This window comes from Streptomyces rubellus (genome assembly GCF_036323805.1).
In the GTDB taxonomy this organism is placed as follows: domain Bacteria; phylum Actinomycetota; class Actinomycetes; order Streptomycetales; family Streptomycetaceae; genus Streptomyces.
Map to the genome: position 1 here is coordinate 145,399 of NZ_JAZDCX010000009.1, position 24,714 is coordinate 170,112.

The 24,714-nt window shown below is 74.7% G+C and carries 24 protein-coding genes and 3 pseudogenes; 19 read left to right on the forward strand and 8 right to left on the reverse strand.

The window, feature by feature from the left end; all coding sequences use genetic code 11:
- Positions 1-35: 35 nt before the first annotated feature.
- Positions 36-338, reverse strand: a complete 303-nt coding sequence (locus V1L54_RS12975; protein ID WP_330118122.1) for a type II toxin-antitoxin system Phd/YefM family antitoxin — start codon at positions 336-338, stop codon at positions 36-38.
- A gap of 87 nt (positions 339-425) precedes the next feature.
- Between V1L54_RS12975 and V1L54_RS12980 the strand changes: the two genes are divergently transcribed.
- From V1L54_RS12980 to V1L54_RS12990, 3 genes are all read left to right on the forward strand, one after another.
- On the forward strand, positions 426-1,070 hold the full coding sequence (locus V1L54_RS12980; protein WP_330118123.1) for an ATP-dependent Clp protease proteolytic subunit: 645 nt from the start codon (positions 426-428) through the stop codon (positions 1,068-1,070).
- Positions 1,071-1,087: 17 nt separating this feature from the next.
- Positions 1,088-1,405: a hypothetical protein gene (locus V1L54_RS12985; protein ID WP_330118124.1), complete on the forward strand. Its 318-nt coding sequence runs from the start codon at positions 1,088-1,090 to the stop codon at positions 1,403-1,405.
- Positions 1,406-1,495: 90 nt separating this feature from the next.
- Positions 1,496-2,011: a DUF6328 family protein gene (locus tag V1L54_RS12990; protein ID WP_330118125.1), complete on the forward strand. Its 516-nt coding sequence runs from the start codon at positions 1,496-1,498 to the stop codon at positions 2,009-2,011.
- A 51-nt stretch (positions 2,012-2,062) separates the two neighbouring features.
- On the opposite strand, the gene V1L54_RS12995 is transcribed toward V1L54_RS12990, so the two are convergent.
- Positions 2,063-3,223, reverse strand: a complete 1,161-nt coding sequence (locus V1L54_RS12995) for an 8-amino-7-oxononanoate synthase (RefSeq protein ID WP_330118126.1) — start codon at positions 3,221-3,223, stop codon at positions 2,063-2,065.
- A gap of 201 nt (positions 3,224-3,424) precedes the next feature.
- On the opposite strand from V1L54_RS12995, the gene bioB reads away from it, so the two are divergent.
- From bioB to mug, 12 genes and pseudogenes are all read left to right on the forward strand, one after another.
- A complete protein-coding gene (bioB, locus tag V1L54_RS13000) occupies positions 3,425-4,621 on the forward strand; it encodes a biotin synthase BioB (protein ID WP_330118127.1) in 1,197 nt (398 codons plus the stop codon).
- Positions 4,614-5,921, forward strand: coding sequence for an adenosylmethionine--8-amino-7-oxononanoate transaminase (locus tag V1L54_RS13005; protein WP_330118128.1), 1,308 nt, complete (start codon positions 4,614-4,616; stop codon positions 5,919-5,921). Before bioB ends, V1L54_RS13005 begins: the two co-directional genes overlap by 8 nt.
- A gap of 64 nt (positions 5,922-5,985) precedes the next feature.
- Entirely contained in the window at positions 5,986-6,765 is a 780-nt protein-coding gene (gene bioD / locus V1L54_RS13010; protein WP_330118129.1) for a dethiobiotin synthase, read from the forward strand.
- A gap of 74 nt (positions 6,766-6,839) precedes the next feature.
- Positions 6,840-7,526 carry a class I SAM-dependent methyltransferase gene (locus V1L54_RS13015; RefSeq protein ID WP_330118130.1) on the forward strand — a complete coding sequence of 229 codons (687 nt, stop codon included), beginning with the start codon at positions 6,840-6,842 and terminating at the stop codon, positions 7,524-7,526.
- 140 nt (positions 7,527-7,666) lie between these two features.
- The gene (locus V1L54_RS13020) at positions 7,667-8,446 is read left to right on the forward strand and encodes an ABC transporter ATP-binding protein (RefSeq protein ID WP_330118131.1); all 780 of its coding nucleotides are present in this window, start codon (positions 7,667-7,669) and stop codon (positions 8,444-8,446) included.
- A 75-nt stretch (positions 8,447-8,521) separates the two neighbouring features.
- Complete coding sequence (locus V1L54_RS13025; RefSeq protein WP_330118132.1) at positions 8,522-9,412, forward strand: LLM class F420-dependent oxidoreductase; 891 nt, start codon at positions 8,522-8,524, stop codon at positions 9,410-9,412.
- A gap of 69 nt (positions 9,413-9,481) precedes the next feature.
- Positions 9,482-9,901: pseudogene (locus V1L54_RS13030) on the forward strand (GNAT family N-acetyltransferase); the annotation flags it as partial.
- Positions 9,902-10,115: 214 nt separating this feature from the next.
- Complete coding sequence (locus V1L54_RS13035; protein ID WP_330118133.1) at positions 10,116-11,582, forward strand: hemolysin family protein; 1,467 nt, start codon at positions 10,116-10,118, stop codon at positions 11,580-11,582.
- Positions 11,579-12,586, forward strand: a complete 1,008-nt coding sequence (locus V1L54_RS13040) for a hemolysin family protein (RefSeq protein ID WP_330118134.1) — start codon at positions 11,579-11,581, stop codon at positions 12,584-12,586. Before V1L54_RS13035 ends, V1L54_RS13040 begins: the two co-directional genes overlap by 4 nt.
- Before the next feature lie 97 nt (positions 12,587-12,683).
- Positions 12,684-13,577 carry an SGNH/GDSL hydrolase family protein gene (locus V1L54_RS13045; RefSeq protein ID WP_330118135.1) on the forward strand — a complete coding sequence of 298 codons (894 nt, stop codon included), beginning with the start codon at positions 12,684-12,686 and terminating at the stop codon, positions 13,575-13,577.
- Positions 13,578-13,588: 11 nt separating this feature from the next.
- The gene (purB, locus tag V1L54_RS13050; protein WP_330118136.1) at positions 13,589-15,019 is read left to right on the forward strand and encodes an adenylosuccinate lyase; all 1,431 of its coding nucleotides are present in this window, start codon (positions 13,589-13,591) and stop codon (positions 15,017-15,019) included.
- A 41-nt stretch (positions 15,020-15,060) separates the two neighbouring features.
- A complete protein-coding gene (gene mug / locus V1L54_RS13055) occupies positions 15,061-15,591 on the forward strand; it encodes a G/U mismatch-specific DNA glycosylase (protein ID WP_443076613.1) in 531 nt (176 codons plus the stop codon).
- A 57-nt stretch (positions 15,592-15,648) separates the two neighbouring features.
- On the opposite strand, the gene V1L54_RS13060 is transcribed toward mug, so the two are convergent.
- A complete protein-coding gene (locus tag V1L54_RS13060) occupies positions 15,649-16,383 on the reverse strand; it encodes an ABC-2 transporter permease family protein (protein ID WP_330118138.1) in 735 nt (244 codons plus the stop codon).
- 3 nt (positions 16,384-16,386) lie between these two features.
- The gene (locus V1L54_RS13065; protein WP_330118139.1) at positions 16,387-17,148 is read right to left on the reverse strand and encodes an ABC transporter ATP-binding protein; all 762 of its coding nucleotides are present in this window, start codon (positions 17,146-17,148) and stop codon (positions 16,387-16,389) included.
- Positions 17,149-17,249: 101 nt separating this feature from the next.
- Here V1L54_RS13065 and V1L54_RS13070 point away from each other — a divergent pair, with 101 nt between their 5' ends.
- The 3 genes from V1L54_RS13070 (at position 17,250) to V1L54_RS13080 (ending at position 20,393) form a co-directional block, all read left to right on the forward strand.
- Positions 17,250-18,470: a sensor histidine kinase gene (locus V1L54_RS13070; RefSeq protein ID WP_330118207.1), complete on the forward strand. Its 1,221-nt coding sequence runs from the start codon at positions 17,250-17,252 to the stop codon at positions 18,468-18,470.
- Positions 18,471-18,474: 4 nt separating this feature from the next.
- Positions 18,475-19,125, forward strand: coding sequence for a response regulator transcription factor (locus V1L54_RS13075; protein ID WP_330118140.1), 651 nt, complete (start codon positions 18,475-18,477; stop codon positions 19,123-19,125).
- Positions 19,126-19,238: 113 nt separating this feature from the next.
- Entirely contained in the window at positions 19,239-20,393 is a 1,155-nt protein-coding gene (locus V1L54_RS13080) for an ROK family transcriptional regulator (protein ID WP_330118141.1), read from the forward strand.
- Positions 20,394-20,521: 128 nt separating this feature from the next.
- Here V1L54_RS13080 and V1L54_RS13085 read toward each other — a convergent pair whose 3' ends face one another.
- Entirely contained in the window at positions 20,522-21,274 is a 753-nt protein-coding gene (locus V1L54_RS13085) for a GntR family transcriptional regulator (protein WP_330118142.1), read from the reverse strand.
- Between the two features lie 198 nt (positions 21,275-21,472).
- On the opposite strand from V1L54_RS13085, the gene V1L54_RS13090 reads away from it, so the two are divergent.
- Complete coding sequence (locus V1L54_RS13090; protein WP_330118143.1) at positions 21,473-22,222, forward strand: SDR family oxidoreductase; 750 nt, start codon at positions 21,473-21,475, stop codon at positions 22,220-22,222.
- A gap of 22 nt (positions 22,223-22,244) precedes the next feature.
- On the opposite strand, the gene V1L54_RS13095 is transcribed toward V1L54_RS13090, so the two are convergent.
- From V1L54_RS13095 to V1L54_RS29470, 3 genes and pseudogenes are all read right to left on the reverse strand, one after another.
- Positions 22,245-23,189, reverse strand: coding sequence for an RNA polymerase sigma-70 factor (locus V1L54_RS13095; RefSeq protein WP_330118144.1), 945 nt, complete (start codon positions 23,187-23,189; stop codon positions 22,245-22,247).
- A 61-nt stretch (positions 23,190-23,250) separates the two neighbouring features.
- A pseudogene (locus tag V1L54_RS13100) lies at positions 23,251-24,019 on the reverse strand (DMT family transporter); the annotation flags it as partial.
- Positions 24,020-24,086: 67 nt separating this feature from the next.
- Positions 24,087-24,212: pseudogene (locus V1L54_RS29470) on the reverse strand (roadblock/LC7 domain-containing protein); the annotation flags it as partial.
- Positions 24,213-24,714 lie beyond the last annotated feature (502 nt).

Genomic DNA, 24,714 nt, shown 5'->3' on the forward strand with positions numbered 1-24,714 from the left:
CGTCGCGGCCGGCGCCCGGCCCGACCGCCGGCTTCCTACATCCCGCGGCCCGGGCGCCGGTCCCCGGAGGCGGGGCCCGGGTGATGTGCCGCGATACCGAAGCGACCGCGTTCGCCGGGAGCGGACGGCACCTCCCGCACGGTGGAGACCGTGCTGATCACCCCGTCCTGCCCGGTCTCACCCGGCTGTTCCAGTCGTTCCAGGTCAGCGGCGGTCACCAGGGCCACCAGCGGTTTCCCGTGGCGCGTCACCACCACCCGTTCGCCCCCGTACACCACGCGGTTGATCAGGTCGGCGAGCTCGGCGCGGGCTTGCGTCACCGGAATTTCATAAGCCATGCTCCCAGCATAACCAGATGTACGTCCTGCAAATTATGTACGTTTTCCCCACCGCCCCGCCCGCCCGGCCGACGAAGGGACCGCACCGTGCACCGGACGAACCGCCCCACCGCCCGTCATGTCCTGCCCGAGTTCACCGAGCCCACCGGCTACGGATCCCGGACCCTGGACCCGTACTCCAGGCTCTTCGAGGAGCGCATCGTCCTCCTCGGGACCCCGATCGACGACGCCGTGGCCAACGACGTCATGGCGCAGCTCCTCCACCTGGAGCACTCCGCGCCCGGACGGGACATCTCGCTCTACATCAACTCCCCCGGCGGCTCCTTCACCGCGATGACGGCGATCCACGACACGATGCGGTTCGTCGGCTGCGACATCGAGACCGTCTGCCTGGGACAGGCCGCCTCCGCCGCGGCCGTCCTGCTCGCCGCGGGCACCCCCGGCAAGCGGCTGGCCCTGCCCGGCGCGCGGGTGATGATCCACCAGCCCTCCCTGGCCGAGCCCGTCCGGGGACAGGCCCGTGACCTGGAGATCCAGGCCCAGGAGATGCTGCGCACCCGCCACAAGCTGGAGGAACTGCTGGCCGAGCACACCGGGCAGCCCCTGGAACGCGTCCGGCAGGACATCGAACGGGACCTGTTCCTCGACGCCGGGGCCGCGGTGGCCTACGGGCTCGTGGACCGGCTCACGGCCGACCGCAGGGCGTCCCGCGCGGCACGCGCGGCCGGCTGAGAGAGGGGACGCGCCCGGTGCTGCCGCCCGAGTTGCCGCCGCTGCCCGCCCTGACCAGGGCGGAGGGCGAGGTGATCGACCGCTATCTGGAGATCGTCGACCTGCTGGGCCGGATCAATCCCGCCCGGGGACGCGACACCTACGGGGCCCTGCGCGCCGCCCAGGCCCTGGCCGGCCGGGCGGCGGCGCTGCGGGACGCCCTGGCCGTGATGCACGGGCGCGGGGAGTCCGAGCTGCACGCCGCCACCCTGGCACGGGCGCTGCGCGTACTGGACGGCCCGCGGCGCACCTCCCTGGTGGCGCTCCCGCCGGAACCGGACGGCCGGCCGGACTGACCGGGCCCGCCGGTGCCGCCACCGGTACCGGTGAGCGGGTCCCGGGTGCGGCGGCGAGTGAAGGCCGCCGTACGCGGAACCCGGATCCGTATGGACGAGCGCCGCGAGACACCCCTGGAACGCGATGACCGCAACTTCGTCGAACTGCTGCAGGAACTGCGGGTCATCCAGGTGGGGGTCCAGATCCTCTTCGCCTTCCTCCTCACCCTCGCCTTCACCCAGCGCTTCACCGAACTGGACGCGGTGCAGCGCGGCACCTACCTCACCACGCTGCTGCTGGCCGTCGCCTCCTCGATCCTCTTCACGGCCCCGGCGGCGCTGCACCGGGTGCTGTTCCGGCGCGGGGCGAAACGACTGATCGTCGAGGTCTCCTCACGGCTGGCCGGGGCCGGTCTCGTGGTGCTCGCCCTCGCCCTGACCGGGGCGGTGCTGCTGGTCGTGGACGTGGTGCTGGGACGGACCGCCGGGATCGCGGTGGCGGCGGGCGTCCTCGTCTTCTGCGTCGCGGTGTGGGCCCTGCTGCCCTTCGGGCTGCGCCGCAGGGTGTCCGGAACGAGGACCCCCGCGGCGGGACGGCCCCCGGGCCGTTCCGCGGAGCGGCGGTGAACCGGCCCCGGCTGTCCCCGGGGCCTCGCACCGCCCCGCGGAGGAACCCCGTCAGGCGGCGGGCGCGGTACGGGCGACGGTGTCCGCCGCCGTGTCGAGCTCGGCGGCGGACAGATCGGCGCGGGCGGTCAGCCGCAGCCGGGAGACCCCGTCGGGCACCGACGGAGGCCGGAAGCAGCCCACGGCCAGTCCGGCGGCACGGCAGCCGGCGGCCCAGCGGACGGCCGCGTCCGGGGAGGGCGCGCGCACCGAGACCACGGCGGCGTCCGGACGGGTGGCGTCCAGACCGGCGGCCGTCAGCCGCCCGTACAGCCGCCCGGCCGCCTCGCGGACCCGTGCGGCCCGGCCGGGCTCGGCCCGCAGCAGCCGCAGCGCGGCGAGCGCGGCCCCGGCCGCCGCCGGGGCGAGGCCGGTGTCGAAGACGAAGCTGCGGGCGGTGTTGACCAGGTGGTCGATCACCCCGGCCGGTCCGAGGACGGCGCCGCCCTGGCTGCCCAGGGCCTTGGAGAGGGTGACGGTGGCCACCACGTCCGGGGCCCCGGACAGGCCCGCGGCGTACGGGGCGCCCCGCCCGCCGTCACCGAGGACGCCGAGCCCGTGCGCGTCGTCCACCAGCAGCGCGGCTCCGTGGGCGCGGCAGACGGCGGCCAGGCCGGGCAGCGGCGCGGCGTCGCCGTCGACGGAGAAGACGGCGTCGGTGACGGCCAGGGCGCGCCCGTCGAAACCGCCGAGCGCCCTGCCGACGGCACCGGGATCGGCATGCGGGACGACCACGGTCCGGGCGCGTGCCAGGCGGCAGCCGTCGATCAGCGAGGCGTGGTTGGCGGCGTCCGAGACCACCAGCGCGTCCCGGCCGGCCAGGGCGGTGACGGCGGCGAGATTGGCGGTGTAGCCGGAGGAGAACACCAGGGCGGCCTCGAAGCCGCAGAAGGCGGCGAGCTCCGCCTCCAGTTCGGCGTGCAGTTCGGTGCTGCCGGTGACCAGCCGGGAGCCGGTGGCGCCCGTGCCCCAACGGTGTACGGCCTCCCGGGCGGCGGCGACCGTGACGGGGTGGCGGGCCAGCCCCAGGTAGTCGTTGCCCGCCAGGTCGAGCAGCGGGGAGTCGGCGGCGCGGGGTCGCAGGGTACGCGCCAGTCCCGCGCGGCGGCGCCGTTCGCGCTGCTCCCCGATCCAGCCGAACGGGTCCGGGCTGCGGTCTGGCTCCTGCGGCATCTGGCCGTCCCTCGTCCTGTGTCGGGCGCCGTCTTCTGTCGGGTGCGTCTGCTCCCGGCCGTGCCGGTGCTCCGGCCGGTCAGGCCCGACGGTAGCCGCGGCCGGGCCCGCGGCGGGTGCGGTGCCGCACAGAGCTCCACCTGCCCGGTTGTAGGGGTGCGTCCTTGGCCCGGACCGGTGCGGTGGGCCAGGATCGGCACCATGGACCTGCTGAACGCGCTGGTGGACAAGGGGCTGCGACGCGAGCCGCCCACACGTGACGAGGCGCTGGCCGTGCTGGCCACGTCCGACGAAGACCTGCTGGACGTGGTGGCCGCGGCCGGGCGGGTGCGGCGCCACTGGTTCGGCCGGCGGGTGAAACTCAACTACCTGGTCAACCTGAAGTCGGGGCTGTGTCCCGAGGACTGCTCGTACTGTTCGCAGCGGCTGGGCTCGAAGGCCGGCATCCTGAAGTACACCTGGCTGAAGCCGGAGGCGGCCGTCGCGGCGGCCGCCGCGGGCGTGGCCGGCGGCGCCAAGCGGGTGTGCCTGGTCGCCAGTGGCCGCGGGCCCACCGACCGGGACGTGGACCGGGTCTCGAAGACCATCGACGCCATCCGGGAACAGAACGAGGGCGTGGAGGTGTGCGCCTGTCTCGGGCTGCTCTCCGAGGGCCAGGCCGAGCGGCTGCGCGAGGCGGGCGCGGACGCCTACAACCACAACCTCAACACCTCCGAGGCGGCCTACGGCGAGATCACCACCACGCACACCTACGCCGACCGGGTGGAGACGGTGCGGCAGGCGCGGGCCGCCGGCCTGTCGGCCTGCTCCGGGCTGATCGCGGGCATGGGCGAGTCCGACGAGGACCTGGTGGACGTGGTCTTCGCGCTGCGCGAGCTGGACCCGGACTCGGTACCGGTGAACTTCCTCATCCCCTTCGAGGGGACGCCGCTGGCCAAGGAGTGGAACCTCACCCCGCAGCGCTGCCTGCGCATCCTGGCGATGGTCCGCTTCGTCTGCCCCGACGCGGAGGTGCGGCTGGCCGCCGGGCGCGAGGTGCATCTGCGGTCGCTGCAGCCACTGGCCCTGCACCTGGCCAACTCGATCTTCCTGGGCGACTACCTCACCAGCGAGGGCCAGGCGGGCCGGGCCGACCTGGAGATGATCGCCGACGCCGGTTTCGAGGTGGAGGGCGCCGGGGAGCGGACCCTGCCGGAGCACCGGGCCGGCGCGCTCGCCGCGTCCGGCGGCGGCCGCGGACCGTGCGGTGACGCGGACTGCGCGGACGGGGCCGACCGCGCGGACGGTTCGGGCGCCCGCGAGCGGACCGGTGGCGGTCTCCCGCCCTCCGCGGCCCGTACGGACCTGGTGGCCGTACGGCGGCGGGGCGCGGGTACGGAGCTGCCGCCCAATGCCTGACGCGCCGCTCCCGCACGGGGAGCTGCTCGACCTCGACCGCCGCCATGTCTGGCACCCCTACGGCCCGATGCCGGGCCGTACCGAACCGCTGGTGGTCTCCGCCGCCTCCGGGGTCCGGCTGCGGCTGGCCCGGCCGGCCTGGGGACGCGAGGAGCTGGTCGACGGGATGTCGTCGTGGTGGTCGGCGATCCACGGCTACAACCACCCGGTGCTCAACGAGGCGGCCCGCGCCCAGCTGGAGCGGATGAGCCATGTGATGTTCGGCGGGCTCACCCACGAGCCGGCCGTGCGGCTGGCCAAGCGGCTGGTGGACATCGCCCCCGAGGGGCTGGAGCACGTCTTCCTGGCCGACTCCGGCTCGGTGTCGGTCGAGGTGGCCGTCAAGATGTGCCTGCAGTACTGGCGCTCGCTCGGCAGACCGGCCAGGCGGCGGCTGCTGACCTGGCGCGGCGGCTACCACGGGGACACCTGGCAGCCGATGTCGGTGTGCGATCCGGACGGCGGCATGCACCACCTGTGGTCGGGGGTGCTGCCGGAGCAGGTCTTCGCGGACGCGCCGCCGGACGGCTTCGACGCCGGGCCCGACCCGGCGTACGAGGCCCACCTGCGGGAACTGGTCGCCGCCCATGCCGGGGAACTGGCGGCGGTGATCGTGGAACCCGTGGTGCAGGGCGCGGGCGGGATGCGCTTCCACTCCCCCGCCTATCTGCGGGTGCTGCGCGAGGCGTGCGACGAGCACGGCGTGCTGCTGGTGTTCGACGAGATCGCCACCGGCTTCGGCCGGACCGGCGCCCTGTTCGCGGCCGGCCACGCCGGGGTCACCCCGGATGTGATGTGCGTCGGCAAGGCGCTGACCGGTGGTTACCTGACGATGGCCGCGACACTGTGCACGGCCCGGGTGGCCGAGGGCATCTCGCGGGGCGAGGTGCCGGTACTGGCCCACGGTCCGACGTTCATGGGCAATCCGCTGGCGGCGGCGGTGGCGGGTGCCTCCCTCGACCTGCTGCTCGGTCAGGACTGGGCGGGCGAGGTGAGACGGATCGAGACCGGGCTGCGCGCCGGTCTGGCCGGGGCGTCCGCGCTGCCGGGCGTGCGGGACGTGCGGGTGCTGGGCGCCATCGGCGTGGTCCAGCTCGACCACGAGGCCGACATGGCGGCGGCGACCGAGGCGGCGGTGCGCGCGGGCGTGTGGCTGCGGCCGTTCCGTGATCTGGTGTACACGATGCCGCCGTACGTCACCGGCGACGAGGACGTGGCACGGATCGCGGACGCGGTGTGCGCGGCGGCGCGCGCGGGCTGAGCGCGCTCCGGAAGCGCCGGAGGCACGGAAGCACGGATCGAGAGCGCGGGAAGAGGCACGGGAGATGTCGGTACTGGTCGTCACCGGGACGGGTACGGAGGTCGGCAAGACCGTGACCGTGGCGGCACTGGCCGCCGCGGCGGTGGCGGCGGGCCGTTCGGTGGCCGTGCTCAAACCCGCGCAGACCGGGGTCGCCGGGGACGAGCCGGGGGACGCCGCCGAGGCGCGGCGGCTGGCGGGTGCGGGGGTGACCGCCGTGGAGCTCGCCCGCTACCCCGATCCGCTGGCGCCCGAGACCGCGGCGCGCCGCGCCGGTCTGCCCCCGGTGGGCCCCGGGGAGGCCGCGGAGGCGGCACGGACGCTGGCGAAGGAGCACGACCTGGTGCTGGTCGAGGGCGCGGGCGGGCTGCTGGTGCGCTTCGACGGGCGGGGAGCGACCCTGGCCGACGTCGCGGAACTGCTCGGGGCGCCGGTGCTGGTGGTCGCCGCGGCCGGGCTGGGCACGCTGAACGCCACGGCGCTGACGGCGGAGGCGCTGCGGTCCCGGCGGCTGGAGTGCGCCGGGGTGGTGGTCGGGAGCTGGCCGCGCGAGCCGGATCTGGCGGCCCGCTGCAACCTGGCCGATCTTCCGGTGGCGGCGGGCGCGCCCCTGGCCGGACTGCTGCCCAGTGGTGCGGGTGCCCTGCCGCCCGCGGTCTTCCGGGCGCGGGCCGCGCACTGGCTGTCCCCGGAGTTCGGCGGTGTCTGGGCGGGTGCGGAACCGTCCGCGGCGGGCCCGGCCGGACCGGTGGCGGACTCGCCGCCACTGCTCCGGATCCCCCGGGGCGACACTGGGACGTGCTGACACACTCCCCATCCCTTTCCGGCTTCCTTGTCCCGTCTTCCTCTACCGACCCCCGTCCCGACCGGAGGGCTCCCATGACGGCACCCGGCGGCAGCACCCCCTTCCACCGCGAGGACTCCCGGCGCGGCCCCGTGCACCATCCACTGTTCGCGCGCTACTACGCCCGCTTCGCCCCGGCACTGGACGAGCGGGCGGGGCTGGGGGCGCACCGCGCCGAACTGCTGGCCGGGCTGTCGGGCCGGGTGATCGAGGTCGGGGCGGGCAGCGGTCTGAACTTCGCCCACTGCCCGGCGGACGTACGCGAACTGGTGGCGGTCGAGCCGGAGCCCCGGCTGCGGCGGTCGGCCGAGGAGGCCGCGCGGCGCGCCGCCGTCCCGGTCACGGTGGTGCCGGGCGTGGCGGAGGCGCTGCCGGCGGAGGACGGCGAGTTCGACGCGGCCGTGGTGTCGCTGGTGCTGTGCTCGGTCGGTGATCCGGCCCGCGCTCTGGCGGAGCTGCGGCGGGTGCTGCGGCCGGGCGGTGAGCTGCGCTTCTACGAGCACGTCCGGGCCGGGGCCCGTACGGCGGTCCTGTTGCAGCGGGCGCTGGACCGCACGGTGTGGCCGCGGCTGTTCGGCGGCTGCCACACCGGCCGGGACACGGTCGCCGCGATCACAGCGGCGGGATTCGCCCCGCTCTCCCACCGGCGGCTGCGGGTGCCGCCGGGCGGTGTGCCGACCCCGGTCTCGGCACATGTGCTGGGCCGCGCCCGGCGGCCCTGACACCGCAGGGGCGCGGCCGGAACGGCGGGGCGCGCCCCGTGGACCTGCACGGTGGATGGATGTCCGCACACCGGGTAGTGCACTGGTCTCGGCTCCCCGCGGGGGAGCCGTCCGTAAGACCCGCGAGACCGGGAGGTGCGGTGTCCACCGCAGCGGAGAAGACACGACGGGCCCCGGGGAACGGGCGGATCGCCGCCCGGGGCCGTGGCCTGACCAAGACGTACGGCAGCGGCGAGGCGACCGTGGTGGCGCTGGACGACGTGGACGTCGACATCGCCGAGGGCCGCTTCACGGCGGTGATGGGCCCGTCCGGTTCGGGGAAGTCGACGCTGATGCACTGTCTGGCCGGACTGGACACGGTCACCCGCGGGCAGGTGTGGGTCGGTGACACGGAGATCACCGGGCTCGGCGACCGGGCGCTGACGAAGCTGCGGCGGGACGAGATCGGCTTCGTGTTCCAGTCGTTCAACCTGCTGCCCACCCTGACCGCCGAGGAGAACATCACCCTGCCCATGGACATCGCGGGCCGCCGGCCGGATCCGCAGTGGCTGGAAACGGTGATCGACACGCTCCGGCTGCGGGACCGCCTGGGACACCGGCCGTCGCAGCTCTCCGGCGGCCAGCAGCAGCGGGTGGCGTGCGCCCGCGCGCTGGCCTCCCGGCCCCGGCTGGTCTTCGCGGACGAGCCGACCGGAAACCTCGACTCGCGCTCCGGTCTGGAACTGCTGCGGTTCCTGCGGCGGGCCGTGGACGAGCTGGGGCAGACGGTGGTGATGGTGACCCATGACCCGCGCGCCGCGGCCCACTCCGACCTGGTGCTCTTCCTCGCCGACGGACGGATCGTCGACGAGATGCCCGAGCCGGACGCGGAGGCGGTACTGGAGCGCATGAAGCGCTTCGAACCCACCCGGCGGGCCTGAGGCCGGCTCCCCGGGCTCCGGGCGACGAGTCCCCGTTCCCGACCCTGAACCTCCGTCCCCGAGGAGAAGAACCGCATGCCCCGACCGTTCCGCTTCGGCGTCAACCTCGCCGCCGTCGACTCCGGCGACAGCTGGCGCGACAAGTGCCGCCGCGCCGAGGAACTGGGCTATGACGTGCTGCTGGTACCCGATCACCTGGGCGCGCCCGCGCCCTTCCCGGCCCTGGTCGCCGCGGCCGAGGCGACCGAACGGCCCCGGGTGGGCACCTTCGTCCTCAACGCGGGCTTGTGGAACCCCGCCCTCCTCGCCCGCGAGATCGCCACCTGCGACCGGCTCACCGGCGGTCGTCTGGAGGTGGGCCTGGGCACCGGGTACGTGCGCTCCGAGTACGAGCGCGCCGGTCTGCCCTGGGGATCGCCGGGCGAGCGGGTGGACCACCTGGAACACGCCGTCGGCGAACTGGAGCGGCTGCTGGCCGACCCCGGGCACACACCGGCGTCCGTGCAGCGCCCCCGGCCGCCGCTGCTGATCGGCGGCAACGGCGACCGGGTGCTGGCACTGGCCGCCCGCCGTGCGGAGATCGTCTCCCTCACCGGCGGACGGCAGCTGCCCGGCGCGCCGGACGGCGTGCTGCGGTTGCTCTCCCCCGACGAGCTGGAGCAGCGGGTGGCCGCCTACCGGCGCCACGCCGCCGCCCGGGAGGCGCCCGCCGAGCTGAACTTCCTGGTCCAGCGGGTGGCGGTCACCGACGACCGGCGCGCCGCGGCCCGCGAGCTGGTCCCGCACGCCATGGGGCTGTCCGAGGACGAGCTCCTGGAGCATCCCGCCCTCCTGTGCGGCAGTACCGCGGAGATGGCCGGTCAGGTGCTCGCCCACCGCGAGCGCTACGGTTTCACCTACTTCTGCGTGCACGAGCCGGCTCTGGAGGCCTTCGCCCCGGTGATCAGGGAGCTGCGGGGCACCTGACCGCCCCGACCCGTCGCCCGCATGGTGAAACCCCGCACGCCCTGCCCCGGCCGGTGCTGGAATGCCGCTGTGAGCGATTCCCCGCACGCCGCCGGACTCCGGATACGCACGGCCGTCGAGGCGGACATCGACACCGTGCCGGTCTTCCGGAAGGAGGCCGCCGAGGGGACGAGCGTCAGCGACGACCGGGCGGGCGTGGCCCGCCTGATCGAGCGGGGCCCCCGGGCGCTGCTGCCGGCCGAGCACGGGGGACTCCTGGTGGGCACGGTGATCGCGGGCTTCGACGGCTGGCGGTGCCATCTGTACCGGCTCGCGGTCCGTCCGTCGCACCGGCGCCGCGGGGTGGCCTCGGCCCTGCCGGCCGCGGCCGGGGAGCGGTTCGCCGCGCTGGGCGGCCGGCGCGCCGACGCCATGGTGCTCGACCACAACGAACTCGCCCACCGGGCGTGGCGCGCCGCGGGGTACGCGCGGCAGGACCGGTGGAGCCGCTGCCGCCGGACCGCGCCGGTCACTGAGCCGGGCACCGCACCGGGCAACGGGCGGCGGCTCGCTTACGATGGACAGTCCATCGCGCGGTGCCCCGCGTGTGCGAAAGAAAGGTGTGTGAACGTCCGCCCATGGGCGAGCCTCCCAGTAGTAGAACCGGCCACGACCACCGCGCGGAACGCCCCGCGTTCTCGGATCATGGGGCGGAGGTGACCTCATGACCGAAGTCCTCCTTCTGCTGCTGGCCCTGCTGCTGACCCTGGCGTGTGCCGTCTTCGTCGCGGCCGAGTTCTCGCTGACCACCGTGGAGCGCAGCGAACTGGAGCGGTCCGCCGAACGCGGCGAGCCGGGCGCGGACAGCGCGCTCAAGGCGGTGCGGTCGCTCACCTTCCAGCTCTCCGGCGCCCAGCTCGGCATCACCGTGACCGGGCTGATCATCGGCATGCTCGCCGAACCCTCGACCGCCCGGCTGCTGGCCGGCCCGCTGGGGGCCGCCGGGCTGCCCGATTCCGCGGCCTCCTCGGTGGCCCTGGTCCTGGGCACCGCGCTGTCCACCGTCGTACTGATGGTCGTCGGCGAACTGGTGCCGAAGAACTGGGCGATCTCCCGGCCGCTGCCGGTGGCCCGCAGGATCGCCGTGGCCCAGCGCGGCTTCAGCGCCGCCTTCCGGCCGTTGATCACCCATCTGAACAACACCGCGAACCGGGTGCTGCACCGGCTGGACCTGGAACCCACCGAGGAGCTGGCCTCGGCCCGCTCCGCCCAGGAGCTGGTCGCGCTCGCCCGCCACTCGGCGAAGGAGGGCGCGCTGGAGGCGGACACCGCCGAGCTGTTCGTCCGCACCATCCAGCTGGCCGAGCTGACCGCGCAGAGCGTGATGACACCGCGGGTGCAGGTGACGGCGCTGGAGGAGCACACCACCGCCCAGGACGTGGCGAACGCCGCCCGGGCGACCGGGCTGTCCCGCTTCCCCGTCTACCGCGGCAACCTCGACACCGTGGTCGGCATCGCCCACATCAAGGACGTGCTCGCCGTGCCCGCCGACCGCCGCCCCCACCACCCGGTCAGGGAGCTGCTGCGCGAGCCGGTCCTGGTGCCGGAGTCGCTGACCGTCGACCGGCTGCTGGACCGGTTGTCGGGGAAGAACAGCATCGCCGTGGTGATCGACGAGTACGGCGGCACCGCCGGAGTCGCCACCCTGGAGGACATCATCGAGGAGGTCGTGGGAGAGGTCCGCGACGAGCACGACCCGCTCCAGACCCCCGACCTCGTCCCGGCGGGCGAGGACGGGCAGGGCCGCATGGTCTACGACGCGGACGGCGCGGCCCGTACCGACCAGCTCGAGACCATCGGACTGCGCGCTCCGGAGGGCCCGTACGAGACCCTGGCCGGGCTGGTCGCCACCGTACTGGGGCGGATCCCGGTGGTGGGCGACATCCTGGAGGTGGCCGACTGGCGGCTCCAGGTCGTGGACGCGTCCGGGCGGCGGGCCGCCCATGTGCGGCTGACCGCTCCGGCGGAGCGGGACCACGACGCCTACGGCGCCGAACACCACTACAGCGGCGGCCGCCATCACGGCGCCGAGACCGCCGGCGCCGTTTCCGGCGGCCGGGGCCGCGAGGAGCGGGAACACGAACGGGAACGCGGGGAGCGGGCCCATGACGACCGGGGGGTGCGCCGGTGACCGCCGTCCAACTGCTGATCGGTCTGCTGACCCTGGTCGCCAACGCCTTCTTCGTGGGCGCCGAGTTCGCGATGATCTCCGTACGGCGCAGCCAGATCGAACCGCTCGCCGAACGGGGCGAGAAACGGGCGCGCAGCGTGGTGTGGGGCCTGGAGCACGTGTCGGCCCTGATGGCCGCGGCACAGCTGGGCATCACCCTGTGCACGCTGGTGCTGGGCGTCGTCGCCGAACCCGCGATCGCACACCTGCTGGAACCGGCGTTCCACCTCGCGGGCGTACCGGACGGCCTCATCCATCCGATCGCCTTCGTGATCGCGCTGGCGGTGGCGACCTATCTGCACATGCTGTTCGGCGAGATGGTGCCGAAGAACATCGCGCTGGCGGCGCCCGAGCGCACCGCGCTGCTGCTGGGCCCGCCGCTGGTGGGCCTCACCCGGACCCTGCGTCCGGTGATCTTCGGCATCAACACGCTGGCAAACGCCCTGCTGAAGCTGCTGCGGGTGGAGCCCAAGGACGAGGTGTCCGCGACGTACTCCGACGACGAGCTGGCGCGGCTGGTGGCGGACTCCAGCGAGGCCGGGCTGCTGGACGAGCGCGCGACGGAGCGGCTGCGCGACGCGCTGGAGCTGGGGCGCCGCCCGGTCGCCGAGGTGGTACGGCCCACCGAGCGCGTGGTCTCCGCCCAGCTCGGGGTCACCGCCGAGGGCCTGGAGCAGCTCTCCTCGCGCAGCGGCTTCTCCCGTTTCCCCGTGGTGGACGACGGCGGCCGGGCGCTGGGCTACCTGCATGTCAAGGACGCGCTCGACGCCGTGCACCGCGAGGCGCCGTTCCCGGCCTCCGCGCTGCGGCCCATCGCCCGGGTGCGGGCGACCACTCCGCTGGACGACGTGCTGGGCGCGATGCGCAGCAGCGGTACGCATCTGGCGGCGGTGATCGGTACGGACGGGCGTGCGGTCGGGCTGGTCACCATGGAGGACGTGCTGCGCGAGCTGGTGGGCAGGTAGCCGGTTGGTGAGAACCGGACGGTGACGACCGGACGGTGACGACGGGAGGCGGCGGGCCGGGGCGCGTACCGGGCGGTTGGTTACCATGGCCTGCGCCATGGACAGCTCACCTGACAGCACACCCGAAGTGCCCGCCCCGCCCGTCATCACCAGCTTCGTCGCCCTGGGGGACTCCTTCACCGAGGGCATGTCGGATCCGCTGCCGGACGGCGGCTACCGGGGCTGGGCCGACCTGCTCGCCGCCCGGCTGGCCGCCCGCACCGAGGGCTTCCGGTACGCCAATCTGGCAGTGCGCGGAAAGCTGATCGGGCAGATCGCCGACGAGCAGGTGGACGTCGCCGCCGCGCTGGGCGCGGACCTGGTGACGCTGGTCGGCGGTCTCAACGACGTGCTGCGCCCGAAGTGCGACATGGGACGGGTGTGCGGGCTGCTGGCGGAGTCGGTCGCCAAGCTCGCCCCGAACTGCGGACAGCTGGTGCTGATGCGCAGCCCCGGACGGCGCGGACCGGTGCTGGAGCGGTACCGGGTCCGCATGGAGCAGTTGTTCGACTTCATCGACGTCCTGGCCGAGGAACACGGGGCGCTGGTGGTCGACCTGTACGGCTGTGCGGCGCTGGGTGATCCCCGGCTGTGGGCCGAGGACCGGCTGCATCTGTCCTCCGAAGGGCACGAGCGGGTGGCCGAGGCCGTCTGGCAGCGGCTGGGGCACGAGGCCGAGACGGACTGGCACGCCGCCCTGCCACCGGCCGTACTGCCCGGCTGGTACCGGCGCCGCACCGCCGACCTGCGCTTCGCCCGGCGGCATCTGCTGCCGTGGATCGGCCGCCGGCTGACCGGCAGGTCCTCGGGCGACGGGCGCCTGCCCAAGCGGCCCGAGCTGGCACCGCTGGATCCGGCACCGGCACCGGGTCCGGCACCGGTCCCGGTACCGGACCGGGAGGGAGGTCCGGTGTCCGGACTGAGGCCCCTGGCCTGCGAGGACACCCCGTAGAATCCCCGGGTGTGACTGACAAGCCGCGCATCCCCAATGTCCTGGCCAACCGCTACGCCTCCGCGGAGCTGGCCCGTCTGTGGTCTCCCGAACACAAGGTGGTGCTGGAGCGGCGGTTGTGGCTGGCCGTGCTGCGGGCCCAGCGGGACCTGGGCATCGAGGTGCCCGAGGCGGCGCTGGCCGACTACGAGCGGGTGCTGGAGGAGGTCGACCTCGTCTCGATCGCCGAGCGCGAGAAGGTCACCCGGCACGATGTGAAGGCGCGGATCGAGGAGTTCAACGCGCTGGCCGGACATGAGCATGTGCACAAGGGCATGACCTCCCGCGATCTGACCGAGAACGTCGAGCAGCTGCAGATCCGGCTGTCGCTGGAGCTGGTGCGCGACCGCGCCGTCGCCGCGCTGGCCCGGCTCGGCAGGCTGGCCGCCGAGCACTCCGAACTGGTGATGGCCGGCCGATCCCACAATGTCGCCGCGCAGGCCACCACGCTCGGCAAGCGCTTCGCGACCGCGGCCGACGAGCTGCTGGTGGCGTACGCCCGGCTGGAGGAGCTGCTGGCCCGCTACCCGCTGCGCGGCGTCAAGGGCCCGGTGGGCACCGCCCAGGACATGCTGGACCTGCTGGGCGGGGACGGGGAGAAACTGGCCGAGCTGGAGCGGCGGATCGCCGCCCATCTGGGCTTCGGGCGCACCTTCACCTCCGTCGGCCAGGTCTATCCGCGGTCGCTGGACTACGAGGTGGTGACCGCGCTGGTCCAGTTGGCCGCGGCGCCCTCCTCCCTGGCGAGGACGATCCGGCTGATGGCGGGCCACGAGCTGGTCACCGAGGGCTTCAAGCCGGGCCAGGTCGGTTCCTCGGCGATGCCGCACAAGATGAACACCCGCTCCTGCGAGCGCGTCAACGGACTGGCCGTCGTCCTGCGCGGTTACGCCTCCATGGCCGGGGAGCTGGCGGGCGACCAGTGGAACGAGGGCGACGTCTCCTGCTCGGTGGTGCGCCGGGTCGCCCTGCCGGACGCCTTCTTCGCCCTCGACGGCCTGCTGGAGACCTTCCTGACGGTGCTGGACGAGTTCGGCGCGTTCCCTGCGGTCGTGGCCCGGGAACTGGACCGCTACCTGCCGTTCCTCGCCACCACCAAGGTGCTGATGGGCGCTGTACGGGCCGGGGTGGGCCGGGAGAGTGCCCACGAGGCCATCAAGGAGCACGCGGTCGCCTCGGCGCTGGCGCTGCGCGAGGGGGCCGAGCGCAACGAACTGCTGGACCGGCTCGCCGCCGACGAGCGTCTCCCGCTGGACCGGGGGCAGCTCGACGCCCTGCTGGCCGACCGGCTGTCCTTCACCGGTGCCGCCGGTGACCAGGTCGCCTCGGTGGTGGCCCGGATCGAGGAGATCGCCAAGCGCCGTCCGGAGGCCGCCGCCTACACTCCCGGGGCGATCCTCTGACCCCCGGGACGCCCCCGGGAAGGGGGATGTCCGGGGAGGAGATGGAGCAGCTGCGTGCCCGTACCGTCCCGGATGTGGTGGCCGAGGAGCTGCGGGTGCTGTTCTGCGGGATAAACCCCGGACTGACGACCGCCCGGCTGGGGCACCACTTCGCCCATCCCGGCAACCGCTTCTGGCCGGTGCTGCACGCCTCCGGCTTCACCCCAAGACGGCTGAAGCCGTCCGAACAGCGCGAGCTGCTGGAGTACGGCCTGGGCATCACCAACATCTCGCCCCGGCCCACCGCCCGCGCCGACGAACTGACCGCCGAGGAGTACACCGAGGGCGGGCGGGTGCTGACCGAGAAGGTCGCCCGGCTGCGCCCGGCGTGGCTGGCGGTGGTCGGGGTGACCGCATACCGGGCCGCCTTCGGCGACAAGAAGGCGCGGATCGGCCCGCAGGAGGCATTGATCGGTGACACCCGGATCTGGGTGCTGCCCAACCCCAGCGGGCTCAACGCCCACTGGACGCTGGATACGATGGCCGAGGAGTTCGGCCGACTGCGGTCCGCCGCCTTCGGCGCCCCCTCCTGACCGAGGCGGCCCCGGCCCTGTCACCGCCGGGGTCGCCGTCGGGCGTGTCCACCACCGTCAGGCATCACGGCGGCGCAGTACGGCCAGCCCCGCGCAGAGGGCCGCCGCCGTCCAGAGGGCCATCACCGCCATCCCGCTCCACGCCCCCAGCGGCCCCTCGGGCACCGGATGCAGCACCTGCTGCCCGGCCCGGTCCGGCAGGAACCACGCGTCCGGGCCCACCACCGGCGATATCAGAAAGATCAGCGGCACGAGCGTTCCCAGCGCGCCGGCCGTGCTCCGCAGTACTGTGGCGACCCCGGCCGACAGCAAGGTCAGCAGGCTCAGGTATATCCCGCAGCCGATCCCGGCCCGCAGCACTCCGGGATCACCGATCCCGGCTCCGTGTTCACCCAGCAGTGCCTGGCCGACCGCCACGGTGATCAGACCGGCGGGCAGGCCGACGACGAGGGCGAGGCCGCCGAGAACGGTGAGCTTGGCACCGTAGAACTTCTCCCGGGAGGGCACGGCCGCCAGTGAAAGACGGATGGTGCCGTGGCCGTACTCCCCCGCGACGGCCAGCACACCGAAGCAGATCGCGGCCACCTGACCGAAGTTGAGCCCGAAGAAGGCGAAGGAGACCGGCTCGAAGCCCGGGTTGTCGCTCTCGGCCTCACCGAGAAGGCCGGTGACCAGGGCGCCGACGCCGACCGTGACGGCCAGGACGGCCAGGAGGCCGCCCGCCAGCGAGGGCGTTGTCCGGACCTTGAGCCATTCCGACCGGAGTACGGCGGTGAACGGTGCGTCCTTCATCCCTCACGCCTCCTTCCTCGTCCGGTACCGCGCGGCGCCGGCGGTCAGCCGCAGATACGCCGCCTCCAGCGAGTCCGGCTCCGCCGGGTCGCCGTGCTCGCGCAGGAAGTCCTCCAGCACCGCGTCGGCCAGCAGACGTCCCGCGCCGAGCACGACGACCCGGTCGGCGATCCGCGCGACCTCTCCCATCAGATGGCTGGAGACCAGCACCGTGCGGCCCTCGTCCGCCAGCCGTCTCAACAGCCCGCGCAGCCAGACCATCCCCTCGGGATCCAGCCCGTTGACCGGTTCGTCGAGCAGCAGCACCGGGGGATCCCCCAGCAGCGCGGCGGCTATGCCCAGCCGCTGCCGCATGCCCAGGGAGAAGGTCCGCACCCGGCGCCGGGCGGCGGGTGCCATCCCCGTCTCCTCCAGTACCTGCGCGACCCGGCGGCCGGGGATGCGGTTGCTGCTCGCCAGGACGCGCAGATGGTCGCGAGCGGTGCGCCCGGGGTGGGCCGCTCCGGCGTCCAGCAGCGCACCGACCCGCCGCAGCGGTTCGGGGCGCGCCCCGTACGGGCGGCCGTCCAGCAGGGCGGTGCCCGAGGTGGGCCGGTCCAGGCCGAGGACGAGGCGCATGGTGGTGGACTTGCCGGCGCCGTTGGGACCGAGGAAGCCGGTGACACTGCCGGGGCGGATGGTCACGGTGAGCCCGTCCAGGGCGCGGACGGCCTTTCCGCCCCTGCCGTACTCCTTGGTCAGCTCGCGCAGTTCGATCGAGGTCATGGCCACCACGCTGCCGCCCGGCGGGGCCCCGCCGCTTCCCCCGTCCGTGGGTTCGGTCTCCCCCGTGCGGGGGAGGCGCGGTGATCGCACGCGCTGGCACGATGGCGGGTATGTCCCCTCGTCTCCCGGCTCCCCTCCGCGCCCTGGTGCAGGCACCGGCACGGACGGTCACCTACACCCGCTGGCTGCATCTGGCGCTGGGCGGGCTGGCGGCGATGGTCGTGATGATGGTCTTCCCCGGGCTGGAGGAAGGCCCCGCCTGGCAGTGGCTGCGGGCACTGGCGGTGCCCGTCGGGCTGGCCGCGGTCTTCGGTCTGGGGGTGCCGGCGCTGCGGCAGGCCGAGGGCATCCAGGCCCGCCTGATGCTCGTTCCCGGGCAGCGTGAGCCGCTGAGCCCCGATGCCGCGGAGACGGGCATCGCGGCGACACCGTCGGCCTCCTGGCCCGACCGGTGGCGCACGGGGCTGTGGCTGGCGCTGCGGGTGGCACTGGGCATGCCGCTGACGGTGCTGTCCGTCTGGCTGCTCATACCGGCATGGCACCTGGCCTTCGTCCTCGGCGGCTGGTACGTCCTGCTGGCACCGCTGCCGCCACTGCTCCTGCTGGTGCTGGTCGTCTCGTCGGGGGCGCTGACGGCCGCCCTGGCCAGACGGCTGCTGGCGCCCTCGGCGGCCGAACGGCTGGCCGCCCTGGAGCAGCGCACCGAGCGGCTGCTCGAGCACAACCGGCTCGCCCGCGAACTGCACGACTCCATCGGCCACGCGCTGACCGCCACCGTCGTCCAGGCGGGCGCGGCCCGGGCCGCCGGGTCGGCCCGGTTCACCGAGCGGGCACTGGCCGCGATAGAGGAGACCAGCCGGCGGGCCCTGGAAGACCTGGAGCGGGTGCTGCGGCTGCTGCGGGAGGACGGCGAGGCGCGAGCTGCCGGGAAGCCGCCGAAGCTGGAGGACGCCTCCCGGCTGCTGGAGTCGGCGCGGGCCTCGGGTGCCCTGGTCACCGCGGAGACCGGTGGCGGTCTGGACACCGTACCGGCGGTGATCTCCCGGGAGGGCTACCGCATTCTCCAGGAGGCGCTGACCAATGTGCTGCGGCACGCGGGCCCGGTTCCCGTGGCGGTGCGGGTGGCCGCCGCCGGGAAGGAACTGCGGCTCGCGGTGCGCAATCCGCTGCCCGAGCCGTCCCCGCCGCCGGGCACCGGCAGCGGGTTGCACGGCATCCGTGAGCGGGCCGCGCTACTGGGGGGCACCGCGGAGGCCGGACCGGCCGGGGGCGAGTGGCGGCTGGAGGTCCGCCTCCCCCTCGACGGATACGCGCGGGGGTGACGCGATGGCCGTCACGGTGCTGCTCGTCGACGACGAGGAGCTGGTACGCGCCGGGCTGCGGGCGATCCTCGACGCCCAGCCGGACATCGAGGTCGTCGGCGAGGCCGCCGACGGCGCGGCGGTCGTCCCACTGGTGCGCAGGCTGCGACCGGACGTGGTGGCCATGGATGTGCGGATGCCGCTGCTGGACGGTATCGAGGCGACTCGTGCGGTCCTGCGGTCGGTGCCCGAGCCGCCGGGCATCCTGGTGATCACGACTTTCGAGGAGGACGCCTACGTCTACGAGGCTCTGCGTGCCGGGGCGGACGGCTTCCTGTTGAAGCGGGCGCGTCCGGCGGAGATCGCGCACGCGGTACGGCTGGTGGCGGAGGGCGAGTCACTGCTCTTTCCCGCCGCTCTGCGGCGGCTGGCCGCCGGACGCGGCAACGAACGCTCCCGGCGGGTACTGGAGCGGGCCGCGCTGACCGTACGGGAGCAGGAGGTGCTGCGGCTGATGGCGCGAGGGTTGTCGAACGCGGAGATCGCCGGTCGGCTGGTGCTGGGTACCGAGACGGTGAAGTCGCACGTCAGCTCGGTGCTGGCGAAGCTGGGAGCACGCGACCGGACTCAGGCCGTGATCACCGCCTACGAGTCGGGCTTCGTCGTGCCCGGCTGAGCGGGCCGGGCCGGGGCCGGGCCATCCTTGGCTCTCGCCGCCCCGGCTCTCGCCGCCCTGCCGCTCACCGGATACGATCCGCCCACAGATGCGCACTTCCCAGGAGGCGGACGTTGGGGCGGCTCACCGGCAGGGATCCCTCCCTGCTGCGCAGGATCAACTCCACCGTCGTTCTGCGCGCGCTGCGCGCCGCCGACGGCGCGCCCACCCTGTCCGATCTGTCCCAGGCCACGGAGCTGTCCCGGCCGACGGTCGAGGGTGTGGTGGAGCAGCTGGTGACGGCCGGGCTGGTGGCCGAGGCGGCGGTGGGCCCCGGTGACGTCCGGCGGCAGGGTCGGCCGGCGCGCCGCTACCGCTTCCGGGCCGAGGCGGGCCATCTGCTCGGCGTCGAGATAGGCCCGCACCGGGTGGCCGCCGTCCTCGCCGATCTGTCGGGGCACCGGCTGGGCACGCTCGGGCGGGAGGTGTCCGAGCGCGCCACGGCCGACGAACGGCTGGAGCGGGTGCGCGGCACCGTCGCCGAACTGCTGCGTACCTGCGAGGTACCGCGCAGCACCCTGCGGGCGGTGGGGGTGGGCAGCCCCGGAATCGTGGAGTCCGACGGCACGGTCCGGCTGTGCACGGCGCTGCCGGGCTGGACCGGACTGCCCCTGGGCGAACGGCTGCGGCGCTCGTTCCGCTGCCCGGTGCTGGTGGAGAACGACGCGAACGCCGCCGCGCTGGCCGAGCACTGGAAGGGAGTGGCGGCCGGTTCCGGCGACATGGTGTTCGTCCTGGCCGGGCTGAGCCCGGGGGCCGGTTCACTGATCGGCGGACGCCTGCACCGCGGGTTCGGCGGCGCGGCCGGAGAGATCGGCGCACTGCACCTGCTGGGCCGCGAGGCCACTCCGGAGCGGCTGCTGTCCACGACCGGCGAACCACTGCACCCGCTGGACGAGGCGGCGGTGGCGGAGGTGTTCGCGCTGGCGCGGGAGGGCGACGCGCGGGCACGGCAGGCCGTGGACCGGTTCAACCGGCGGCTGGTGCACGACGTGGCGGCACTGGTGCTGGCCCTGGATCCCGAACTGGTGGTCGTCGGTGGCTGGGCCACCGGGCTGAACGACGTACTGGATCCGCTCCGCCGTGAACTGGCCCGCTACTGTCTGCGGCCGCCGCGGGTGGAGCTGTCCCGGCTGGCCGGTGAGGCCATCACGACCGGCGCGCTGCGGCTGGCCCTCGGCCATGTCGAGGAGGAGCTGTTCACCGTGGAGGGCACAGGATCCCACTGAGCGCGCCGAGAACCCGCCGGGGGTCCCACAGGAACCCGCCGAGGCCCGTACCGCGCGGGCCTGCGGGCGGGGAAGCCCCGCCCCGACGGGAGATCCCCGCACCTCGCCGGGATCCGGCCGGTGAGCCGTCAGCCCGCCGCCAGCAGACCGGCGCCGGCCGGTTCCCCGAAGGTCAGCCGGCAGGTGTCGGCCCGGTAGGTGGAGACCGCGACCGCCGCCGTACCGCCCGCCGCGAGATAACGGGTGGTGAGAACGAGGACGGGCGCTCCGGGCAGGCGGTCGAGCCGCTTGGCGTCCTCCGCGCGGGCCGAACCCAGCTCCACCGTGCGTTCCTGACCGCCCAGTTCGAGGCGCTGCAGCTCGCGCAGAACGGCCCGGCCGCGGGCGACACCCGCGTCGGTCCCCAGACCTGCGATGCCGGACAGCCCCGGCACGGAGGCCGGCGGTACGTACAGCAGCTCGGTGGCGACCGGCTGGCCGTGCACCGTACGGACCCGGCGCACGGTGTACACCTTCTCGTCGTCCCTGCCGAGCGCCCTGCCCACCGCGGCGGGCGGCACGTCCTCCGCGCAGCCCTCGGTCTGCCAGGCGTCCCCCGGGGCACCGGGCCAGCTGTGCCGGGTGGGGTTCACCTCCACGCCGACGCGCGGCGGCGCGACGGTGGTGCCCACTCCGCGGCGGCGCTGGAGACGGCCCTCCAGCTCCAGCTGCTCCAGCGCCTGGCGGAGCGTGGCCCGGGCGACGCCGAAGCGCGCGGCCAGCTCCCGTTCGTTCGGCAGGATCTCCCCCACCTCGAACTCCGAGTCGAGCGCGTTCGACAGCACCGTCCGGAGGTGCCAGTACTTCGGCTCCGGCACCGTCTCCAGTTGCGTGGTCCCCACCCTTGCCTCCGCAGTCGCCGTGTCCCGCCGGGTTTACGCGCGCTTGTTTTTTAAAGGTCCTTGCGTATGCCGACGATAGGGACGCACCGGCCACTTGGTCAAGACCAATCAGCCCCCTGGCGCTCCTCCCCATGAGTGATCGATCATATTCCCCGGCTGCCGTATCCGGCGGTCCGGCCACGAGCGAGGGAGAACGGCATGGCGCGGCAGGTCACGATCGTCACCGGCGGAAGCCGCGGCATCGGAGCAGCCGTCGCCCGGCGGCTGGCCCGGGCCGGGCACGACGTCGCCGTTGGCTACGAGCGGTCTGCCGAGGCGGCCGGACGGACGGTGGAGGCGGTGCGGGCCGCGGGCGCCGAGGCGATCGCCGTACGGCTGGACACCAGCGTCGAGAGCGAGGTCGACGCCCTCTTCGAGGAGACGGCCGCCCGGCTGGGGCCCGTCACGGGCGCGGTCCTCAACGCCGGGGTCACCGGTCCGCTGGGCAGGTTCACCGAGACCGCCACGGAGGTGATGCGCCGGGTGGTGGACGTCAACGTCATGGGGACGCTGCTGTGCGCGCGGCGGGCCGCGCGCGAGTTGTCCACGCGGTACGGGGGGAGCGGCGGCGCGATCGTCACGGTCTCCTCGTGCGCGGCCACCCTCGGCAGCCCCGGTGAGTACGTCCACTACGCCGCGACGAAGGCGGCACTGGACGCCATGACGGTCGGGCTGGCCAAGGAGCTGGGCCCGGACGGGGTGCGGGTCAATTCCGTGCAGCCCGGCACGATCCTCACCGACATGCACGCCACGATGGGCGACCCGCAGCGCCCGTGGCGCAAGGCCGGGGTCATCCCGATGGGCCGCCCCGGGGAGGCGGAGGAGGTGGCCGGGGCGGTCGCCTGGCTGCTGTCGCCGGAGGCCTCGTACACCACGGGCGCGGTGCTGCGGGTGAGCGGCGGACTGTGAGCGGGCGGCGGCGCCGGCGCGGTCAGGGCACCGGACGGGCCGGGCCGGCCGGCGGAGCCAGGTGGGCCAGCTTGTCCGGGTTGCTGATGAGGTAGACGGAGCGCACGAGACCGCCGGCCGTCTCCAGCGCGAGGACGGCGTACGGACGGCCGCCGACGGTGGCGAGCAGGGCGGGACCGCCGTTGGCCTCCAGCGGGACGATCTCCAGGTCCGGAACCGGGGTCCGGGCGACCGCGGCCGTGAAGCGGGCCACCTTGTCGGCACCGAGGATGGTCCGCAGCGGTGCCTTCGCCCGGCCGCCGCCGTCACCCACCAGCCGCGCGTCCGGGGCCAGAACGGCCAGCAGCCCCTCCAGGTCGCCCTCCAGGGCGGCGGCCAGGAACCGCTCGGTCAGTTCCCTCCGCTGTACGGGGTCGACGTCGAAGCGGGGGGCGCGCCCGGCGACATGCCGCCGGGCGCGCACGGCGAGCTGCCGCACGGCCGCCTCGCTCCGGTCCAGGGTCCCGGCGATCTCACCGTAGGGGAGGCCGAACGCCTCGCGCAGCACGAACACCGCCCGCTCCAGCGGGGAGAGCGACTCCAGGACGACCAGCACCGCCAGGGAGACCGACTCGGCGAGCAGCACCCGCTCGGTCCCGTCCGGGACGGTGCGGGCGTAGTCGGTGACCAGCGGTTCCGGCAGCCAGGGCCCCACGTACGCCTCGCGCCGGGCACGGATCCGGCGCAGCCGGTCGACGGCCAGGCGGGTGGCGGCACGCACCAGATAGGCGCGGGGTTCGCGCACGGCCGAGCGGTCGGCCGCCGACCAGCGCAGCCAGGTCTCCTGCACGACGTCCTCGGCGTCGGCCACCCGGCCGAGCATGCGGTAGGCCACCGAGAGCAGGACCGGACGGCACTCCTCGAAGACCTCCGCCGCGTCCTCGTCCCCGCTTTCGCCGGTGCCCGCACCGGTGCCGTCCCGGACCACGGGGTCATCGTAGGGCGGACGGCGGCGGTCCCGCGCCCGTACCGGTGAACGGCGGGCCGGATCACCCCGGGCGCCGCGCCGCGGCACCGTCCGGTACGGGCGGTGCCGGCCGGCGGCGGGCCGCCGCTCCCGCCCCCGCCGCGCCCCCCAGGCCGACCAGCAGGCTGCCGCCCGCCTAGGCCCAGCCGTACCGAGCCGGTGCCCACGACCGGGGCCGTCAGCGCGGCGCTGACGGGGACCAGCCCGGAGAAGAGCGTGGCCCGCTCCGCACCGATGCGCCCGATCCCGGCGTACCAGCACACGAAGCCGACCACCGTGACGACGACCGCCTGCCACAGCAGCGCCACCGCCTCGCCCTGCTCCGGGACCCGCAGCCAGCCCCCGCCGTCCAGCACCAGACCGAGCAGCGCGGCCTCCACCGCCGCCAGCCCGCAGGCCGCCGCGGACGGCAGCCGGGCGCCCAGCGGACGCAGCAGGGGAACGGCGATCACCGCGAACCCCACCTCCCCCGCCAGTGCCCCGGCGGACCACAGCAGACCGGCGTCGTCGGTGCGCCCCCAGCCCTGTACGGCGAGCGCCCCGGCCGCCACCAGCAGCGCCCCGTACACCACCGGCCGGGCGGGGCGGCGGCCGTTCAGCACGGGAACGATCACGGCGACGACGACCGGGGCGCAGCCGACCAGGACGCCGGGGACCGCCGGCTCGGCGGTGCGTTCGGCCGCCAGCACCGCGAGGTTGAAGCCGACCATGCCGACGGCGGCCAGCAGGGCGAGCCGGAGCCACTGGCGGGCCGTCAGAGCGCGCAGCGGGCCGAGGACGCCGTGGCGGGCGCCGCGGCCGGCCCCGTTCGGCGGTCTCCGCCAGCCGCAGGGCCGCGGCGAGCGCGGCCGCGGTGCGCGCCGCCGGGTGTCCGGCGTCCGCGGCGGGGGCGTCCTCGGCCAGCAGGGCGCCGTCGGCACCGACCACGACGGCTCCGGTGACCTGGGACACACGGGTGCGCAGCAGGCGCAGTTCACGGAGCACCCCGGGATCGGCCGCCTGCCGCCCTTCCCGGCGAACTGCTTCAGGTTCAGGGTGCGCTTCACGACGGCGCGAAGGGGACGGGGCGGGTGCGGGCGGGCGGGGACGTCACAGGCGTGCCTCCAGGGCGTCGCGGATCCGGCGCAGCAGGGCGGTGTCCGGATCTGCGGACACCTCCGGGATCCGGCCGGAGACGGGGGGCGGGGCCGGCGGGCGGCGGGCGGCGTCTCGACGTGCCCCGCGGCGGCCAGCCGCCGTACGTCGACCAGCACGTGGAAGGCCGGACGGCCGAGGTGCCGGGCGATGTCGGCGGGGGTGCGCGCGCCGCCGGCGAGTTCCAGCACGGCCCGCTGCCCCCGGGTCGGGGCCGGGGCTCCGGCGGACCAGCCGGCGGACCAGGGGCACGGTGTCGACCTCCGGGTGCGGCCACAGGTCCGCCAGCAGCTTCCTGCGGCGCATTCCTGCGGCGCAGGATCTCCCGCTGCAGGGCCCCGGCGCCCACCGG

Bases quoted from the DNA above. Each gene is read 5' to 3' on its own strand.
- bioB (WP_330118127.1), top strand. From the start codon at position 3,425: ATGGACCTGCTGAACGCGCTGGTGGACAAGGGGCTGCGACGCGAGCCG.
- V1L54_RS13025 (WP_330118132.1), top strand. From the start codon at position 8,522: ATGCCCCGACCGTTCCGCTTCGGCGTCAACCTCGCCGCCGTCGACTCC.
- bioD (WP_330118129.1), top strand. From the start codon at position 5,986: ATGTCGGTACTGGTCGTCACCGGGACGGGTACGGAGGTCGGCAAGACC.
- V1L54_RS13015 (WP_330118130.1), top strand. From the start codon at position 6,840: ATGACGGCACCCGGCGGCAGCACCCCCTTCCACCGCGAGGACTCCCGG.
- V1L54_RS12990 (WP_330118125.1), top strand. From the start codon at position 1,496: ATGGACGAGCGCCGCGAGACACCCCTGGAACGCGATGACCGCAACTTC.
- V1L54_RS13035 (WP_330118133.1), top strand. From the start codon at position 10,116: ATGACCGAAGTCCTCCTTCTGCTGCTGGCCCTGCTGCTGACCCTGGCG.
- V1L54_RS13005 (WP_330118128.1), top strand. From the start codon at position 4,614: ATGCCTGACGCGCCGCTCCCGCACGGGGAGCTGCTCGACCTCGACCGC.
- V1L54_RS13065 (WP_330118139.1), bottom strand. From the start codon at position 17,148: ATGACCTCGATCGAACTGCGCGAGCTGACCAAGGAGTACGGCAGGGGC.
- V1L54_RS13075 (WP_330118140.1), top strand. From the start codon at position 18,475: ATGGCCGTCACGGTGCTGCTCGTCGACGACGAGGAGCTGGTACGCGCC.
- mug (WP_443076613.1), top strand. From the start codon at position 15,061: ATGGAGCAGCTGCGTGCCCGTACCGTCCCGGATGTGGTGGCCGAGGAG.
- V1L54_RS12975 (WP_330118122.1), bottom strand. From the start codon at position 338: ATGGCTTATGAAATTCCGGTGACGCAAGCCCGCGCCGAGCTCGCCGAC.
- V1L54_RS12995 (WP_330118126.1), bottom strand. From the start codon at position 3,223: ATGCCGCAGGAGCCAGACCGCAGCCCGGACCCGTTCGGCTGGATCGGG.
- V1L54_RS13045 (WP_330118135.1), top strand. From the start codon at position 12,684: ATGGACAGCTCACCTGACAGCACACCCGAAGTGCCCGCCCCGCCCGTC.
- V1L54_RS13090 (WP_330118143.1), top strand. From the start codon at position 21,473: ATGGCGCGGCAGGTCACGATCGTCACCGGCGGAAGCCGCGGCATCGGA.
- V1L54_RS13070 (WP_330118207.1), top strand. From the start codon at position 17,250: ATGGCGGGTATGTCCCCTCGTCTCCCGGCTCCCCTCCGCGCCCTGGTG.
- V1L54_RS13060 (WP_330118138.1), bottom strand. From the start codon at position 16,383: ATGAAGGACGCACCGTTCACCGCCGTACTCCGGTCGGAATGGCTCAAG.